A 17392-nucleotide genomic window follows, 5' to 3' on the forward strand; every position below is an offset into this window, starting at 1 on the left:
CGGAAGGTAATTCATTTGGCAGTTCGGAGTCTGCCCTCTACGTAATCGGCTCAGCCATAAGGATCAAGAATACGGGCACGCGCATCGCCTGATAGTAGCGGGCGTTGTTCTTTGCGGCGAGCTCCAGGGACGGTGCAGGTTCCAACAACGCCGTGACTGTTAGACCGGCTGATGTCAGGGCGTTGAAGTAGTCGGAGACCGTATGATGATGGCAGAAGATGCGGCGGCCTTCGCTTGAAACGCCGGCGTAGCCTAGCCACGGAGTTTCTATGGTTCTGATCGGCGAACCGAAATACCAGCCTTCCCATGGGTTCGGGCCTTCCACCTCTTCCGATTCGGACGAAGGGAACAGCGCCGTGGACATAGGGTGGAGAACGCTTGCGACCAGCAGCGCGCCCGGCTTCATCACCCGCGCTACTTGCTTCATCATCGCGTCGATGTCTCCAACGTAATGAAGCGAGGTGCCCGTGAAGACCATGTCGAACTCGGCTTCGGGGAACGGAAGCGCTTCACGGATATCAGCTACTCGAAAGTCTGGCTTGAGGCCGCGCTCGCTAGCCTTGGCTTGCGCCAGCGAGATCATCGTCTGCGAGATGTCGAGCCCGACTACCTGTGCGCCAAGCTCAGCGAACCAAAGTGAATACGTACCAGAGCCGCAGCCCAGATCCAGGAGTCGCGCACCGGTGATGTCTCCGATCAACTGTTTGATGGCGGGACGCTCGATGTTGTCTGAGAACGAATCTTCGGCGGAGGTGAATCGGTCGAATGCTTCGCCACACGCATTCCAACTTTTCTTCACGTCGAGGGGCATAAGAAAAAGAGCAAAGCGCCAAGAGCAAAGGGCAAGCCACTCGCGATTTCCTTTGCCCTTTGCTCTTTGCACTTTGCCGTTCACTCAATCCTGTAATTCGGTGCTTCCTTCGTTATGATCACGTCGTGAACGTGACTTTCGCGCAAGCCGGCCGACGTTACGCGAATGAAGCGCGACTTCTCGTGAAGCTCGGCGATCGTGCCGCAGCCGCAGTAGCCCATTCCCGCTCGCAGACCTCCGACTAGTTGATGGACGAGCGACGAAATTGGGCCCTTGTGCGGGACTCTTCCTTCGATGCCTTCCGGCACAAGCTTGGACATCTGAAACTCGCTCGCCTGGCCGTAGCGATCGCGGCTGCCCTCCTTCATCGCGGAGATCGAACCCATCCCGCGATATGCCTTGAACGATCGGCCCTGAAACAGGATTATCTCGCCCGGGCTCTCGTCGGTGCCGGCGAACAGAGAGCCGATCATCACCGAGTCGGCGCCCGCCGCGATCGCCTTGCTTATGTCGCCGGAGTACTTTATGCCGCCGTCTGCGATGACCGGCACACCGGATCCGCGGGCGGCGCTGGCGCATTCAAGTATGGCAGTAATCTGCGGGACCCCGGCTCCGCTCACCACGCGTGTCGTGCATATCGACCCTGGACCCATTCCTACTTTGACGGCATCGATCCCGGCAGAGATCAAGTCGCGGGTCGCTTCGCCTGTGGCGATGTTGCCGGCTACGAGATCGACTTCAGGGAAACGGCCTTTTATCTTCTTCGCCGCGGAGATCACGCTCTCGGTGTGCCCGTGAGCCGTGTCGATCACCAACGCATCGACGCGAGCGCGAACCAACTCTTCGGCGCGCTCCAGGAAATCTCCGGTTGCGCCCACCGCTGCTGCAACGCGCAAGCGTCCCAGCCCGTCCTTAGCCGCGAGCGGATACCTGATCGCCTTTTGAATGTCTTTTACGGTAATCAGGCCCTTGAGCCTGTAGTTGTCATCGACGACGAGCAGCTTCTCGATCCGGTGTCGCTGAAGGATCGCTTTAGCTTCGTTGAGCGTTGTGCCGACGGGAACGGTGATCAGGTTGTCCTTGGTCATCGCCTCGCTGATCGGCAGGTCCAGCCGCGTTTCGAACCGCAGATCGCGATTGGTGAGAATCCCGACGAGGTGACCGTTTTCCTCGACTATAGGTACGCCCGAAATGCGATAGCGCTCCATCACCTCAACCGCGTCGGATATCGGATGATCGGGCGTCATCGTAACCGGATCAACTATCATGCCCGACTCACTGCGCTTCACTTTGTCGACTTCGTCGCGCTGGACGTCGATCGAGAGGTTCTTGTGCACGACACCGATGCCGCCCTGTTGCGCGATGGCAATAGCCAGATGCGATTCAGTAACCGTATCCATTGCGGCGGACGAAATCGGAATGTTCAGCGGGATGTTTCGCGTGAAGCGAGTTGTAGTGTCGGCTTCAGTGGGAAGGACAACGCTGCGTGCGGGAACGAGAGAAACGTCGTCAAAGGTGAGAGCCTCGGTAATATCACCTGCCAGCATCGTGGTACCTCGATAAATGCGGGTTGTTTGGGCACGTGCAGGTGAGCTTTGGCTCCGCCGCACGATTGATGCTGGCCAACTACCCGGCCAGCTTCGGAGGCTATCAAAGCAACCCGTGGATTGCAAGCTGCGCCATTTTCAGGGCTGTTGGACGCCTCTCACTCGACTGCTAGTCAACGACTGCCACGGTCAACCTCTGACGTACTTCCAGTTTCTCACCTTTCCTTCGGACATCCATTCGATTGCCGTCGCGAGCCGCTTCTTTCGAGTCTCCTCGGTCTTAGCCTCGGTGACCCATTCAACATACTCCTTCTTGTTGCTGTAGTTGAACTGCCCGAACGTCGCGAGCGCCTTCTTGTTCTTCTTCAGCGCCGCTGTGAAGTAATCGGGGATCTCCAACTCTTTCGTATCGGTCGATCGGGCACGCGCGGCAGGTTTTACGCCGGAGTCGTGAAGCTTAACCGCCTCTTTGATCTGTTTGATCAACTCTTTGTCTTTGGGCAAATCGGCGATGCTGGTGATCTTGCCGTACTGACCCATGCCTTCCGCGGGTTTGGGCTCGCCGCTCATTGTGCCTCCGCTCGTGTACCAGACGGTGAGGGCGCAGTGTTGCGTGAAAGAAGCCATGCTGCAGAGCACGCGGGGATTTCGCTGGCCGGGGCTCTTGCACATGAAATGCGGAAAGCTCCACTTCATCGTTTCCTCAACAGACGGGCACGTGTCGTGAATCAGCTTTCTGAGGTGAGTTAGTATCGGCTTCGCGAAGCTCGCCGACTTTGCGATGTAAGCATCCACACGCGGGTCTTTGGTTCCCATTGTTCGGCTCCTTTTGATTGGTCTACGAAGTGGTTATTTTCGTCAGATTGATTCGGAAGATCAAGCAACGATTCCTGCCAGGGGCCGAGAGTCTACGAGCGTCGCGGTGAATCCAGTGGTTGACGTTGTTTCGCAAAGGCCTTAGTGTTTTGACCGGAGACTCTAAGCATGCACGACAGAATTTCGATTGAGCCACAAATCTGCCACGGGCGGGCTTGCATCAAAGGCACACGCATTCCCGTATCTCAGATCCTCGGGATGTTGGCCAACGGCGATTCGATTGACGGCTTGCTCAAGGCTTTTCCCTCGATCGAGCGAGCGGATATCCACGCCTGTCTGGAGTATGCAGCGCTGCTTGCCGAAGAACAGGTCACGCCCATTGAAGAACTCGCCCCCACTGCATGAAGATTTGCGTAGACGAAAACATACCTATCGTCACCGTTCACGAATTGAGACGAATGGGACACGACGTGCTGGATATTCGCGGTACAGTCGATCAGGGGATGCCCGACGACTTGCTGTGGATTAGAGTCCAAGGTGAACGGCGTTTGCTGATTACTACAGACAAAGGGTTCGTCCAGCCCCGCGATGAACAGCATTGCGGGATTCTAGTAGTGCGCTTGAAGCAGCCGAATGAACAAAAGATTCACCAAAGAGTTATGCAGGCGATGAATCACTTTCCCGAACAAGAATGGCCGGGATTAACTCGTCGTAATGAGAGATGCGGTTCAAAGCACTTGGCGAACTCCATAGCACAGGGATGAAGGTGAGATTAATCCCCACTCGCGTCGCGGGCCGCTATGTCACGCTTGGACGCAAGGCCGCGCCACGCCTCCTCGAGAAGCGCACCGAGCTCGCCCGGATCGACGTTCGAGATCCTCACGAGCATCCACGGCCAGCAGCGATAATGGTCCGTGATGTAGAAAGTTTTTGGATTGGCTCCAATCAAGACCTCGCGCGCGGCGTACTCGGTTTTGAGGACCAGCGACTCACCGTCCTGGTGAAAGCGGGCAAGCAGTTTTCCGCCGACTTTGAAGGCGGGTGTCCCGTAGGAGGTCCCTTCCTCAACGCCGGGCAGCGCGAGTGCAAGCTGACGCACCGTGTCGAAAGTGACCGGCTTGCCTTTGCGCGGACGCTTCTGCGTTTGCGACTTGCTCAAGTTTCCCTCACGCGACTTTGCTAGCAATGGCATCACGCGTTCAGTGGCGGGTACCAGTCGCCTCGGCCCTCGGGCGTTTCGTTTGGAAAGCTCAGTCCTGCCATGTGTACCTCGTAGTTCCGAGTTGCTGCCACCTCAGCTCGGGTTGAAGTATCGCTCAGCCTTATCTGTAAGAGCAACGATGAATACGGCGTTGCTTTCTGTGTAGGCGTGGGCGGCTAAATCGCATTCGAGGGGCGCGTCTTTCCATGTTGAGTCGCCTGTTCAAACGCAAACGCCAACTGTAAGACATCGAATTCTCGTTGATGACGTCCGACGATTTGCAAACCGATGGGAAGACCGTCCTTGGTGAAGCCACACGGTACTGAGATTGCCGGCAGCTCGGTCACCGTTATCGCGTAACACGTCGCCATCCAGTCTATGTAGGTTTCCATTCCGATCCCATTGATCTCCCTGACCCAGTCCACCTCAACCTTAAAGGGCGCGACCTGAGACACTGGCAGCACTAGAAACTCGTAACGTTCCATAAACTCTCTCACTCGCTGGATGAGCGGCGTGCGTTTTGCCTCGGCGCGCTCCACATCGAGACTGCTCAGCTTCAAGCCCTGCTCGATATTCCAAACCACAGTATCCTTGATCAGATCGCGACGCCGCTTGAGATCTTCTCCTCTCGTTTGTGCGAACGACCAGGCTCGAAGAACCTGAAAGATTTCATCAGCATCGCGGAAGTCCGGCTCACCGTCTTCCACCTGGCAGCCAAGCGCCGCGAAAGTCGAGCGCGCCGCGTCGCAAACTTCAGTAACGGCGGACTGCACCGGGTATCGCCCCAGACTACGGCTCCAGGCAATCCGTGTCTCTCTGAAATCCCGCTGAAGCGGTCTCGAGAAAACCGAGCCTGGTTCATCTATGGAAATTGGCGCTCTCGGGTCGGCGCCCGCAATTACAGAAAGCAGAAAGGCAACATCCTGCACCGAGCGAGCCATCGGCCCTTCTACCGAAAGCGCGTTCGAACCGGGAGCTGATGGATAAACGGGAACACGACCGGGCGCGGTCCGAAACCCAACGACGTTACAGAAGCCGGCTGGATTCCTGAGCGAGCCGCCAAGGTCGCTGCCATCAGCCAGTGGAACCATGCCGCAGGCCAACGCCACTGCCGCACCGCCGCTGCTTCCGCCACAGGTCCTGGTCAGGTCGTACGGGTTGAGTGTGGCGCCGAATACTTCGTTGAATGTCTGTGACCCCGCGCCGAACTCGGGGACGTTGGTCTTGCCGATGACGATCGCGCCTGCGGCCTTGAGCCTCTGCACAATCAGCCCATCACTGTCGGGGACAAAGTCTTTGTAGATGCGAGAGCCAAACGTGGTTCGAATGCCCGCAGTCGGCGCCAGATCCTTTACGGCGTGCGGCAAACCGTGGAGCGGCCCCAGCCTATGGCCTTTCGCCAATCGCTCGTCGGCTTCCTTGGCAGAACGAAGCGCCGCTTCCTCACCCACCAAAGTACAAATGGCGTTCACCTTCGGATTGACCCGCTTGATCTGCGAAAGGAAGGCGGCCATTACTTCTGTCGCAGACAACTCGCGCTTTCGAATCATCGCGGCCAGCTCGACGGCGTCCTTGAAACATATCTCACTGCCCGTGCTGATCTGCAATTCGTCAGGGAGTTTATTCGCGGGAGACGGGGAGGGTGCGTTGTTTGTTTCAGACACGCTGTAATTCGAATGTCTTCTCTGCGTGACCTTTGCGTCCTCGGCGTCTCTGCGGTTAACCTAACGCCGAATCACGCACCGCAGAGTCGCCGAGCACGCAGAGATGGCGCGGAGAAATTGAAGTTAGGACACTACCCGGCGCCTAACAGGGTGTCAGTCCTGTGTGAGCCAACCGCAACGCACCGAACTTCATTCGGGTGACGAACGCCGCTTCTGAACCCGTTCCAGAAAGTCTAGCTGGTCCTTGAGCAGATGGTTGCGTAGCTGGACGTCATCGCCGAAGTCCAGATAGGGCTCCGTGTCTTCGCTGTAAGGCGCCCACCTGGGCAGACCCTTGCCGTTGGGATCGCCGGTCGTGGCGAAGTTCACCCAATAGTTCGACATCACGTCAGCCAATTTGAAATCGATATCTTGAAGCGCTGCGTTCTGCCGGTTGAGATTGTTGAAGACGTAGGCGATCTCTGACGCGTGATATGCGCCAAGATACTTGCTATTCGGATTCGGCGGAACGTGAGTGAAGAAATAGAGATATGCTTTCGAGCGCCCGGTCGAAGTCATGCGCGCCCAGGTGCGCATCGGCAATGTAAAGGCGGTGTCGCGCATGCTGCTCAGATATGCGCCGGCGATATCCTCCTCGCTCTTTGCCGGGTAAAGCGCGTCGAACTCCTTGATCATATCGCGATACTGCGGGTCCACTCGCTTGCGGTAGTCTTCGATTGTCTTTGGCACCGAGGCGGGCACGGTTAGAGTCGTCATCTCGTTCGCATTTGAACCCACGATTACCGGCACGTCGTTCTGCTTGCCTTTCGCAAAGATGTTGCGAATCTCATCAGGCAACACCCAGCCGTCCACGTTAGGCTGAGTTCGGAACTTTTTTCCTTCCGGGTCATTGTTGAAGACCTCGATGATCTTCTCAGCCGGCAACGCGCGCAATGCCTTGATGGAATCGGCTCCGGCCGCTTTGGCGAAGGCGGCGCCGACCTTTTCCGCTGAGGGCAGCGCGTTTCGATCTTCCTTCAAGTAAGTGCCCGGGCCGAAAGAGCCCCCGCTCTCGCCGATGGCCCGATGAAACAGACCTCTGGCTAACGGCGATGCAACGAGCACGTTGACGCTCCAGGAACCCGCCGATTCGCCGAAGATGGTCACTCGGTTTGGATCGCCCCCAAAGGCCGCGATGTTTTTCTGCACCCACTTCAGCGCGGCGATCTGATCCAGCACGCCGTAGTTGCCGGATGAATGCTGCGGCGATTCAGCGGTCAGCTCGGGATGAGCAAGATAGCCCAACGGGCCGACCCGGTAGTTGATCGTCACCAGGACGACGCCTTTCTTCGCCAGGGCGGTCCCGTCGTACACGCGATTCGCTCCCGATCCACGAGTCAGCGCGCCGCCGTGGATCCACACCATGACCGGACGTTTATCACTCGGTTTGGCAGCGGTCCACACATTGAGGTACAGGCAATCTTCACTCTGCTTCTGAGGCGGTGAATAATACATTGATGTCGAGGGGTACGACGCTTGAGGACACTGGGGTCCAAAGGCATCGCACTGGCGGACTCCAGTCCATGTCACAACCGGCCGAGGAGCTTTCCAGCGCAACTCGCCCACCGGAGGGGCGGCGAAAGGAATGCCTTTGAAACTCCGAACTCCGTCCGCCGCTGTTCCGGAAACCAGTCCTCCATCTACTTTGATAGTGTCGTTGGGAACAGAGGCCAGGCCCGAAACGGCCAGGGCAAACGCGAAAGCAAGCGTAGTCAGATTGCGCAGCATGTGAATCCTCCAGTATCAGGTTTGATAATGCGTTCGTCGTCCCGCCTTCAGGCGGAAGTTTGTAGCCACGTTGCGTGAGGCGCTACCCGGACAACTTCCGCCTGAAGGCGGGACTACGAACAGCTTATCGATTACAAGTCGCCGTCATCGTTTCGGGTCGTTGGCGTCGATGAACTTCACAAGACTCTCTGCATATTCCTTTGGAATGTAGCCCGACGCGATGGCTGTCAGGTGAGACTTGCCGGGCAACACCACGTTGGTGAATTTCTTGACCTCGCGCGCCATGCGCGTTGTCTTTGCGTTGGGCCGATCGAACTCGCCGTTGATCGCAATCATCGGGATGTTCAATTTCGTGAGATCAAGTTGCGGCCCGGCCGGACGCGCGGGAGCGGCAGTGGTAGCCGGTCGTGCTGCCGGAGGAGTCTCGGCGAGCTTCTCTGCGTCTTCGCGGCTCATTCCGTTATCCATGGCATGCCTTATTCGAAGCCGCTTGCTTACCTCGTCTTCTTGCGGATCGCGCCCCTGCTTATCGGCCGGCGCCTTCGCCTTCCATTCTGGATCAACCTCAGGTATGCCCGAACCGCCGAAGCCGGCGGTGATCATTCGATCCGGGATCATCGTCAACAGCCGTCCGACGATTCCGCCGCCCATCGAATAGCCGTGGAAGTGGGCCTTTTTGATCTTGAGATGATCCATCAGCTCGACCACGTCCTCCGCTTTGCCTGGCCCGTTAAGCTGGGGCTTGTCGCTCTTGCCGTGATTTCGGCAATCCAGCGCCACGACCATGTGGTTCTTGGCCAGCGCGTCGAAAATTCCATTGGCGAGCCAATTCCCCGCGGCGCTGCCTGTATACCCGTGGATCAGGATGACCGCCGTGCCCTTGCCTTTGACGTAATAGTGAATCTTCACGCCGTCGGAGGCCGTCATGTAGTCCTCCTTCGGCTGGTCGTTGCCTTTTCCACCGCCTCTGGCGAAACCCGTCCCGGCCATCATCACGAGGCAAAGAGCGTATCTTAGAAGTATCTGTCGTTTCATCTTGTCCTCCTTCGATTGTCTTCTCTGCGTGACCTTTGCGTCCTCTGCGCCTCTGCGGTTAACCTAACGCCGAAATCACGCACCGCAGAATCGCCGAGCACGCAGAGATGGGAGAGAAAAGGTACTGCTTCAACGATCCGGCTGCCGGGCGGCTTCACCTTTTGCCTCCAGTCCCAGGTACTGACGGAACCAGTTGGCGGCGGCATTGGAGCTCACCTCGAAAGCTTCGCCGATGTACATTTCGAAATGGGTGATGCCAGGCACCTCGATCACCTTCTTCGGTCCGGTGAGCACCTCCAGCGCGGCGTAGGCATTATCACGGCCGTTTATTAGTTCGTCCTTCTCAGCCGGAATCAGAAGCACCGGCCTGTCCCCGACACTCTTTAGATAGTGGAATGGACGATACTCGGCGACCATTTGCTGCGTCTCAACATCCACTATCCGCCGCGTCGAGAATCCGGTCTCGAATTCGCCCCCTTGCCCGGTACGCGCGCGTTTGATCGCGTCTTCGCGCAGCCGACCGGTGAGTGGTACTGGGCCGCCCGGCGAGTTCTTTCCTCCGATAGCCGGCACTTGACCGACGACCGCTTTGACGCGCGAATCGAGCGCGGCAACCACAATCACGTTGCCCCCGGCAAAGCTCGATCCCCAGATGCCTATGCGTTCGGGATCTACGCCCGCTTCGCCCTGTAGGTAAGAGATGGCGTTCCGATAGTCTTCGACCTGCTTCATGGGAATGAGCCGTGTACGTTTGAGAACTACGTCCGCTTTGGTATTCGTAACGCGCTTGTCGTCCCTCGTAGGTTCAGGGTCGGCCCTGGTCACCGTTGGTTGAGCTTGGGAAATGAAGCCGTCGCTCGAACCCCACCCGCGATAATCAATCACCATCGCCACCAGCCCGCGTTCGGCGAATCGAGCTCCGTATTTCTCAATCGAGAAATGCGTACCGGCCCAACCTTGTCCAAGCACTACGCCAGGGATCTTGCCGGCTGGAGAAAAGTCTTTAGGAAAGAAAATCTTCGCGTAGCAGCCGGCGCCGTCGCTGTAGTACGTGACTTCCTTCGAGGTCACGCCCGCAGCCAGTTTGTATGCCCAGTCTTCCTTTGTCAGCCCTGACTTTATCTTCTTATCCTGCGCGGAGGACACGACCGAGAGGCAGACCACAAGCGAAGCGATCAATGCCGATGTAACAGCCTTTTTCATGAATCTCCGATCTATTGAACTTGGAAGCCGCACGTACTAGCTGCTTGCGATGCGGGTTGAGCTTGTTCCATGTGGGATTGGCTACTACAGGGAACCAATCGGGGCCATCGGATAGCTGGAGACTCTACCCCTACCACAGCTCGCATATGAAACGGGCACGCATACGCTACAGCTCTCTATGAAACGATTGCGGGTAGCCCGCCTCCGAGCCCAGGTGGAATCGAGATGACCGCTCCGGCTGAAAGCAACCGACCGAGCGGTCGGTTGCCGATAGTATCGCGGCCAGTATCTCTTGTCAATCACTAGCCTAACCTCACTAAAGCCTAACCTGATAAGCGGTTTATGCCTGAGTACCGGTAAGCCCAACAACCTGGCGGGAAGAACCTCGCCAGAACATCGATTTCATCGGCGCCCTCGTTGCGCTTGCGGCTTCAGGAGTCCACCCATCGCTATCTTGGCGACCTCTTCGGAAACCTGATCGGGTGTAAGCCGGCCGGTAGGGTTATACCACCGTGAGAGCCATAGAATCATGCCGAGCAAGCTGAACGACGCGGCAGTCAAATCCAATTCCCTCAACCGACCCTTCGCCTTGAGCTGCTCGAGGGTCTTGCGAATCAGCTCCACATAATCGCGCTTACGCTGATCGATCTTCCGCCGCTGCGCGGGAGTAAGCCCGGCGACCTCGTCCACCACGATCGTGACCGGGTTGTTCCCTTGCGGGGTGCTGCGGCTGGTGATCAGATGCACGTGGCTGGTGATGATCGTTCGCAACCGCTGCTCGGCGTCGGTGACCGCGCGCGCGGGAACGATCACCTGCTCTTCAAGCGAATCCATTCCAAAGCTCATAATACTGAAGAGCAGATTTCTCTTCCCGGAAACGTGATGGTAGAGGCCTGATTTCGTGATCCCGACAGCATCGGCGATGTCGTTCATCGACGTCGCATCGTAGCCTTTTTCGCAAATGATGCTGGCCGCCGCGCGATAGATTTCAGCCAAACGATCCGGTTCAGTAGAGGCGGACAGGCTGAAGGGGTTTTTTGTTTTCCTCATGTTTGCGATAGTTGTCAACGCGCGGGCACCTCGGGGAGAAGCGTTGATCGCCTACGACGTGCCGCTCCGAGCGCCAATATATCGCGAACGGCTCCCGGCCGCCAAGTCTATCCTGGGCCGGCGAAGCAGCTAAAAGCCGGTTAGGCGCGCTTGTAATGATGCTCAATGAATCGTTTCCACCCCTTCTTGTTTTTAGCTTCTACAGCCTAGTGGAAACCCTCCGTATCGTCCGGCCAGTAGACCATTCGAGCGAGCCCCGCGGGCATCTGGGCCTCAAATCCGATGGCTTCGCGGTGTACGTCCGAAACGTCTGCAACGGTTCCATTCGAGTTCTTGCCATCCGAAGTGCCATTCGAAGTGCCATTCGAAGTGCCATTCGAAGTGAATGACCAGAAAGCAACCGTTCCCTCGCGATTCACGCCAAGCATCGCCACTTCCTCATAGGTGCCCTTTGTGAATTTCGGCATGAGAACGAACAAAGTAGACAATACCGATAACCGGATTGGTCCGCATCGCGTTAGATGGAGCCTCGTCTGATGAGTATCGGAGTTTTCATCTCTTCTCTCCTGAATTCTTGCGAAGCAGTCCGACAATTGCGAATAAGACGAACGGTATTGTGTTGATGGTTGGGCCAATGGCTGATTGAAAAGGTCCTTTGAAATCGAGCCAATGCACGAGAGCGAACAGCGCCCAGAAGGTGGTCATTGCCCAATGAAAGAATTTGCTTTGCTCGTAATGCCGGATAAACCAAACAGAGACCAGGCCGGCGAAGACGAGGAGCGACCCGAATTCCTGGATAAGATGTACTGCGTTCAAGTCGTCGTGGGCCGCCCTCATGACAATACTCCTCACGGCGCCCGGTAAGAGGCCGGTGTGTAGCAGCAAGACGGTTGCTCCAACGATGAGAAATACCGCGGCGAAGAACCCGTATAAGAATTTGGCAATCGGTTTGATGTTCACGGTTGCTTTGTCTTCTCCCTTCTCTGGTCCATCGGAATGTTCCTCGAAGGCCAATCGTGCTTCTGAGATTCTCAGCCTGAACAATACCTTAATTGCCTTCACGCGCGAGATGAGCGCCGGCATTCGGCATCACCGAGTAGCGTCCCGGCGAATGAAAGGCGGCTCTACTTCATCAGAGGTGAGCCTTCCGTAGACACGCGGTCTGCGGTAAGCGTTGCCCCACACTTCTCGCTTACGATAGGCACGGATGCTGTCGATATCGAACCCTGCGAGGCAAACGTCTTCGCATTCTCCCGCTTCAATGATCAGCGTATCGCGCGCTTCATCTTCCGCGGGGTAAGCCACTCCATCATAGGCCGCGGAATGCCCGTTGTTCTGCGGAGCAGCATAGTTAGTCATAGCAACGCCGACCATGTTCTCAAAGGCGCGGGTCTTGAACTGACTCAACCGGTGGTCCTCCAGAGTGCAGGCGTTTGGCGTCAAGATCAGCTCCGCGCCTTCTAGCATCAGAATCCGCGCGCTTTCAGGAAACTCCCGGTCAAAGCAGATCATGAACCCGATCTTCACCGGACCCTGCTCGGTATCGAGCTCACACACCGGAAAACCATCGCCGGGTGTTAGCGCAGCCTCTGTATCGAATTCGCAGGTATGTACCTTTGCGTAGGTCAGCACGATCTCGCCGTGACGGTCAATCAGAGACACGGAATTGCGCGGCGCCCCGTTCCACTTCTCGAGGTACGTCAGCGCAATGGCCATGTTCAGCTCTCTGGCGAGATTTCGAAAGTGGATAATGAATGGATCGTCACGGCCAATGGCCAGCGCTTGCCAGCGTTCGTCTTCGCCCTCTTTCTTCGGATCGTAGAAAGCCATGCCGACGCTCCACAGTTCCGGGAAGAGCGCGATATCGGCTCCGATGGCGCGAGCCCGCCGACAGAAGACGTCTCCTTTGGCGAGGTTCGCGTTCTTGTCATCGCCGCAACCCGTCATCTGTAACAACGCAACTTTGATACGAGTCTTCATTGTTTGTTTCCCATGCGCGACTCAATAGCCCGAATGTTACGAGCAGGCTCCTATGCAAGCAAGTGGGTATGACTCGGCACAGGCTGAGTCAACCCACGGCGTGCTGCACTTCAGATTGCGGCTTGTGATAAGCTACGCGTGAGTTGGACGAATAGATATCCAACCAATACGCTGAACGAGGACGAGGACGGCGACTGGTGGATCTCGAAGTAATCCGCGAGCGAATACGCGCCGGGAACTACTTGATCAAGCCCCACGCGGTGCAGCACGCCTTGAAGGAAGGTTTCGATCGTGAGCACATGGTTGAGGCCATCCTCAGAGGAATGATCATCGAAGAGTACGCAGACCAGCAGCGGGTGTTAATCTGTGGCAGAACGAGCCTGTCAGAGAAGGTGTCGATCTATTTGCACGTCGTTGTTGAATACGCCGACCCGGTTTTCGCTGAGATGGTAACCGCATACGTCCCAGATGAACTTCAGTGGGAAAGCCCGCCCTTCAAGAGGCGGAAGCAATAGGTACGCAGCTATGACATCTCAAACCAGTCCTACATGCGCTGAGCATCACACGTCGAAAGAGTGGCGCCCAACCACTTTTGAGTATCAAGAAGAAGGTATCTCGGTTCGCGTGCCGAACGTTTACGCCTGGGTCTGCCCAGAAGACGGCGAGGCCTCGTTCACACCTGAGACAACTGACGAGATCATAACCACTGTCCGCGAACTCTTGGAGCCCGCGAAGCGAGCCAGAAGCCGCCGCTCTGTGCTGACTGAGTACATAGTCTCAGTCGAACGGTGATGCCTAACAGGATTCGACCGTACTAGCAGGGTTCGAAGGTAATTCTGCTGTCGCGTGGAGACGCTTGGCGATCAAACCGTAAACGCTCGCGTTGAACACCAGCCCAACGTGCGTGCCCGATACTTCAAAGTTTGTAGCCGGGTCATCGGTTACGCAGACTCGCCAGTCGACGACACCATCACTCTGAGTGAAGACCGCGGGGATTGAGGGATCGATGCCGGCAAGCCGCTTTTCACCGCGGTCACCGCGTCGCACTCGCAGTAGCCCGTGTAGCAATCTGGTTGGAGGTTGCCGTTCTGACGACGTATGCGCTCGCGAACGCGTTCACCTGCCGCGAGCACCAATGGATGGGAACTTATGCCGCGAAAGGGTGAGCCTAACGTGATGACCGAAGCTACGCGATCAGGCCGCTGCGCAGTTGCGGATCGCGCTATCACTCCGCCAAGACTGTGGCCAATCAAGTGGACCTTGCCGCCCGTTTCGGCTTGAGCTTTGGTGATTGTTTCCGATAGGCGATCGACGAGCGTGTTGATACACTCGGCATTCCAACCGATGCGCGACATATAAGGCCGATAGCCGATGCGCCGCAGCCAATAGTAAATCTCCTGCAGGTACATGTCGGTTCCCAGGAATCCGGGGATGACAATGACCGCCGAGCCGTCGCCGCGCGGAACGCCGATGCCGTAGTAGACCGGTGATGATCGCAACGCTAGCCAATCGAGTCCGACGAAGGCTTCGCGCCAAAGAGGACGCTGAGAGATTTGCTGTTCCTTTTGAAAACCGCCGGGTGAGGTTGATGCGGACACTAACACGCTCCTATCGAGGGCACCGTGTGCATTTCGTTCCTGCTGGCTACTGCCGTTTGCCTCGTCGCGCCTTCATGACTTTGGGCTTGATCTCTTCCACTCCCGCGGCCGCGCGCAGTTCGATGAACGACTCATCCAGCGCTTCCTTGAGCTTCTCGACATCAGGCATCGCCTGCGTATCCGACGTCAGCCCGAAGTACAGATTCTGGTCGTAGCTCATAATAGCGCAGCCACACCCGATCGCATAGCCGACCGGAACATAAGGGTAATAAGCGATCATTCGCTTGCCCATCGCGTAAAGCGGAACTTGCGGACCCGGCACGTTAGTCGAAACCATGTTGAACGCCGGGATCGGCATAGTGCCGATCGCTCCCGCAAAGGCAAGCACCGGCGCGGGCAGGATTCCCATCAACGCGGAAAACAGGTTCAAGCCTTCGGCTACGCGGCCGCTCTTCATCGACACTGTCTTGCGATTGATGTATTGGAAGCGCTCGACCGGATTCGGCATATCGAGAGGAATCTCAACCGGCAACATAGAGACCAGGTTGCCGAGTGCGCCACGCTGGTCTTGCTGCCGCAAGCTGACTGGCACCATGACTCGGAGCTGACGGCCTGCCGTCTGCTGCCCGTGAAGCTCAACATAACGTGACACCGCGCCTGACAACGCCGTAAGCACCACATCGTTGACTGTCCCTCCAAGAGCGGCGCGGATCGCGCGAGCTTCGGCGAAGGAAAAGGTGCTCCATACGAGCTTGCGCTGCCCCGAGCAGGGCCGGTTGAACGGTAACAGCGAAACCGGCGACGCAAGCCGCGGGATGGTCGCGCTCGTTTCGCGCATCGACTGACGGGTCTGTTCGTCGGTGAGAGCTTGCGTCAGATTCATCAAGCCGGTTTGAAACTCCGTCCACCGGTTCATGCCTTCCTGCATGCTCCCGAGCAGCGTGTCAAAGAAGCGCCGTGTGGCGTCGGGGCGTGGCGGCTGCGGCGGGCGCTCGGGCGGAGGAAAGACCTTGGGCACCTCGGAAGACGGCAACCGGCGTCTCTACAATACCGAGACGAGCGGGTACCTAAACTATCAGGAGCTGATCAAGCTAATCCGCGACGGCCACGATGTTCAGGTCATCGACTCCCGTACCAAGGCTGATGTGACCAAGGCCGTGCTCATGCAAGTCATCCTCGAGGAGGAGAAGAACCAGAGCGTCCTTCCCGTTTCGTTCTTGTTTCAAGTGATTCGCTCGCGGGAGTCGGCGGTTCAGGACTTCCTGAAGAACTACTTGTCGAGCAGCTTCGAGGCATACTTGAAGACCAAGGATGAGTTTGACCGGCGCTTTAAAGGGTTCTTGCAAATGGGTTCGACGGCACCTGAGCTCTGGGAGAAGCTGGTCCCCGGGGCCGACGCGGTAAAGGAGTTCTGGGGTCTCGGCAAGAAGGAAGAAGAAAAGAAGTAGCAGGTCCTCCAAGCCGTGGGTCTCACCCAGCGCTGCCGCCAGCAGACTGCTGCAGAACCAAGTCAAATCCAAGCGCGAACCATAAAGACCTACTGGCTCTTATCAGGCGCGATGTAGTTCGTCGAAATCAACTCGAGGTAATTCTGATATCGACCGGCGTCGAAGTCTGCCAGAAAAACAACCATCCTCTGCAACAGTGACGTAGAGCGCTGTCCCGCCATTCGGGCAGGGTGATAGTACCTCTGATAGACCCAGCGGATGAAGAGACTCTTCTCGGTGATCGGAAGCTTTCGCACGTTGCCGGCGAAAGCGACGAATAAGCCGTCGTCGAACAAGTACTGCTCGACGTTCGAAGTGTAGAACGCAGTCACAGTCAGCCCGCTCTTGCGTAGATAATCGCCGATGGCCGGAAGCGCTTTTTTGCCGCCGAAATCACCGACGACCGGGATGATAAGGTTCTTCAAGTGAAGGCCGCGAACGAAGTCGTAGTCGTCGCGGCTTGCGAGAAAGTTGCCCGGCTTGCCGTGCTGGTCAGGCTGAAGGATGACCTCGCCCAACGTCGGGAACTCGCCGTCCGACCACCCGTTGAGCCGAAACGCTGTGTCCAGTCCCTCGTCGCGAAAGCTCTTGTAGACGTAATCCAGACTCGCTTGGTCACGCGGAGCAAGCGGGACCTGAAACTCCTCCTGTATCGCTTTTCGGATCGCAGCCAGGTTCTGCGCGTATGTCTGATCATCCTTCGGCGTCTTGCTGAAATAAGCCAGCAGCTCATTTATCGAACTGTCCGGAGCGGGAGCGTCCTTCGTCAGAGGCTTGCTTAACAATCGTGAAAGGAACTGAAGCCGATTTGGTGACAGATGAAAGATCGCCTTGTACATCAGGTGCTGAATCATCGCCTGACGGCGGATGTCCACGATGAACGCGATCTGCGGTCGCAGTTTGGCAATGTAGGTGAAGTTCTGCTCCGGCCCAACGCCGATATAAGCGCCGCCTGTTGCGCCGAGCTGTCGAAGCTTGTCTACAACGGTAAGATAAGGTGTCTCGTTGGAGATGAGATTGTCCGAGAAAAAGTAACCGCCCTCTTCGGACACGTCACGTATCAACCGCGAAAACTCGGCCGCCGATAGGCTCTCAGGCGGCTTCTGCTGAGGCTGATTGGACTGGGTTGCGCGCGGTGGCGCGAACAAGACGAGGCCGAGAAGCACCACCGGAAGCAGTCGCCACCATTTGCCGCCAACTGTCGGCTCTCGTTCGCCTGCTGTCATGACCGAT

General features: G+C 57.1%; 19 protein-coding genes. 4 read left to right on the plus strand and 15 right to left on the minus strand.

Going from position 1 to position 17392, the window contains the following annotated elements:
* Positions 1-37: 37 nt before the first annotated feature.
* From AABO57_15175 to AABO57_15185, 3 genes are all read right to left on the minus strand, one after another.
* Positions 38-883, minus strand: coding sequence for a methyltransferase domain-containing protein (locus AABO57_15175; GenBank protein MEK6287080.1), 846 nt, complete (start codon positions 881-883; stop codon positions 38-40).
* A gap of 8 nt (positions 884-891) precedes the next feature.
* Positions 892-2358 carry an IMP dehydrogenase gene (guaB, locus tag AABO57_15180; protein ID MEK6287081.1) on the minus strand — a complete coding sequence of 489 codons (1467 nt, stop codon included), beginning with the start codon at positions 2356-2358 and terminating at the stop codon, positions 892-894.
* A gap of 189 nt (positions 2359-2547) precedes the next feature.
* Positions 2548-3174, minus strand: a complete 627-nt coding sequence (locus AABO57_15185) for a YdeI/OmpD-associated family protein (protein MEK6287082.1) — start codon at positions 3172-3174, stop codon at positions 2548-2550.
* A gap of 168 nt (positions 3175-3342) precedes the next feature.
* Between AABO57_15185 and AABO57_15190 the strand changes: the two genes are divergently transcribed.
* Both AABO57_15190 and AABO57_15195 read left to right on the plus strand, forming a co-directional pair.
* Positions 3343-3579, plus strand: a complete 237-nt coding sequence (locus tag AABO57_15190; GenBank protein MEK6287083.1) for a DUF433 domain-containing protein — start codon at positions 3343-3345, stop codon at positions 3577-3579.
* 53 nt (positions 3580-3632) lie between these two features.
* The gene (locus AABO57_15195; protein MEK6287084.1) at positions 3633-3938 is read left to right on the plus strand and encodes a DUF5615 family PIN-like protein; all 306 of its coding nucleotides are present in this window, start codon (positions 3633-3635) and stop codon (positions 3936-3938) included.
* An 8-nt stretch (positions 3939-3946) separates the two neighbouring features.
* On the opposite strand, the gene AABO57_15200 is transcribed toward AABO57_15195, so the two are convergent.
* The 9 genes from AABO57_15200 to AABO57_15240 all read right to left on the minus strand — a co-directional run bounded on the left by AABO57_15200 (position 3947) and on the right by AABO57_15240 (position 13074).
* Positions 3947-4333, minus strand: coding sequence for an MmcQ/YjbR family DNA-binding protein (locus tag AABO57_15200; protein ID MEK6287085.1), 387 nt, complete (start codon positions 4331-4333; stop codon positions 3947-3949).
* 218 nt (positions 4334-4551) lie between these two features.
* Complete coding sequence (locus AABO57_15205; GenBank protein ID MEK6287086.1) at positions 4552-5976, minus strand: amidase; 1425 nt, start codon at positions 5974-5976, stop codon at positions 4552-4554.
* 252 nt (positions 5977-6228) lie between these two features.
* Positions 6229-7806: a carboxylesterase/lipase family protein gene (locus AABO57_15210; GenBank protein ID MEK6287087.1), complete on the minus strand. Its 1578-nt coding sequence runs from the start codon at positions 7804-7806 to the stop codon at positions 6229-6231.
* A 144-nt stretch (positions 7807-7950) separates the two neighbouring features.
* A complete protein-coding gene (locus AABO57_15215; GenBank protein MEK6287088.1) occupies positions 7951-8841 on the minus strand; it encodes an alpha/beta hydrolase in 891 nt (296 codons plus the stop codon).
* 129 nt (positions 8842-8970) lie between these two features.
* Positions 8971-10044 (minus strand): alpha/beta hydrolase, encoded by a 1074-nt coding sequence (locus AABO57_15220; GenBank protein ID MEK6287089.1) that lies wholly within the window; start codon positions 10042-10044, stop codon positions 8971-8973.
* Between the two features lie 402 nt (positions 10045-10446).
* Positions 10447-11094, minus strand: coding sequence for a TetR/AcrR family transcriptional regulator (locus AABO57_15225; protein MEK6287090.1), 648 nt, complete (start codon positions 11092-11094; stop codon positions 10447-10449).
* A gap of 206 nt (positions 11095-11300) precedes the next feature.
* Positions 11301-11561 (minus strand): hypothetical protein, encoded by a 261-nt coding sequence (locus AABO57_15230; protein ID MEK6287091.1) that lies wholly within the window; start codon positions 11559-11561, stop codon positions 11301-11303.
* Between the two features lie 85 nt (positions 11562-11646).
* Positions 11647-12177 carry a hypothetical protein gene (locus AABO57_15235; GenBank protein MEK6287092.1) on the minus strand — a complete coding sequence of 177 codons (531 nt, stop codon included), beginning with the start codon at positions 12175-12177 and terminating at the stop codon, positions 11647-11649.
* 6 nt (positions 12178-12183) lie between these two features.
* On the minus strand, positions 12184-13074 hold the full coding sequence (locus AABO57_15240; protein ID MEK6287093.1) for a carbon-nitrogen hydrolase family protein: 891 nt from the start codon (positions 13072-13074) through the stop codon (positions 12184-12186).
* 197 nt (positions 13075-13271) lie between these two features.
* Here AABO57_15240 and AABO57_15245 point away from each other — a divergent pair, with 197 nt between their 5' ends.
* Positions 13272-13589 (plus strand): DUF4258 domain-containing protein, encoded by a 318-nt coding sequence (locus AABO57_15245; protein MEK6287094.1) that lies wholly within the window; start codon positions 13272-13274, stop codon positions 13587-13589.
* Positions 13590-14015: 426 nt separating this feature from the next.
* Here AABO57_15245 and AABO57_15250 read toward each other — a convergent pair whose 3' ends face one another.
* Positions 14016-14672 (minus strand): alpha/beta fold hydrolase, encoded by a 657-nt coding sequence (locus tag AABO57_15250; protein MEK6287095.1) that lies wholly within the window; start codon positions 14670-14672, stop codon positions 14016-14018.
* 46 nt (positions 14673-14718) lie between these two features.
* On the minus strand, positions 14719-15690 hold the full coding sequence (locus AABO57_15255; GenBank protein MEK6287096.1) for a WS/DGAT domain-containing protein: 972 nt from the start codon (positions 15688-15690) through the stop codon (positions 14719-14721).
* On the opposite strand from AABO57_15255, the gene AABO57_15260 reads away from it, so the two are divergent.
* Entirely contained in the window at positions 15614-16120 is a 507-nt protein-coding gene (locus tag AABO57_15260; protein MEK6287097.1) for a polyhydroxyalkanoate synthesis regulator DNA-binding domain-containing protein, read from the plus strand. The genes AABO57_15255 and AABO57_15260 overlap by 77 nt on opposite strands.
* Positions 16121-16209: 89 nt before the next feature.
* Here AABO57_15260 and AABO57_15265 read toward each other — a convergent pair whose 3' ends face one another.
* Positions 16210-17385 (minus strand): hypothetical protein, encoded by a 1176-nt coding sequence (locus tag AABO57_15265; GenBank protein ID MEK6287098.1) that lies wholly within the window; start codon positions 17383-17385, stop codon positions 16210-16212.
* Between the last annotated feature and the right edge of the window lie 7 nt (positions 17386-17392).

It is taken from the genome of Acidobacteriota bacterium, from assembly GCA_038040445.1.
Classification (GTDB): domain Bacteria; phylum Acidobacteriota; class Blastocatellia; order UBA7656; family UBA7656; genus Onstottus_A; species Onstottus_A frigus.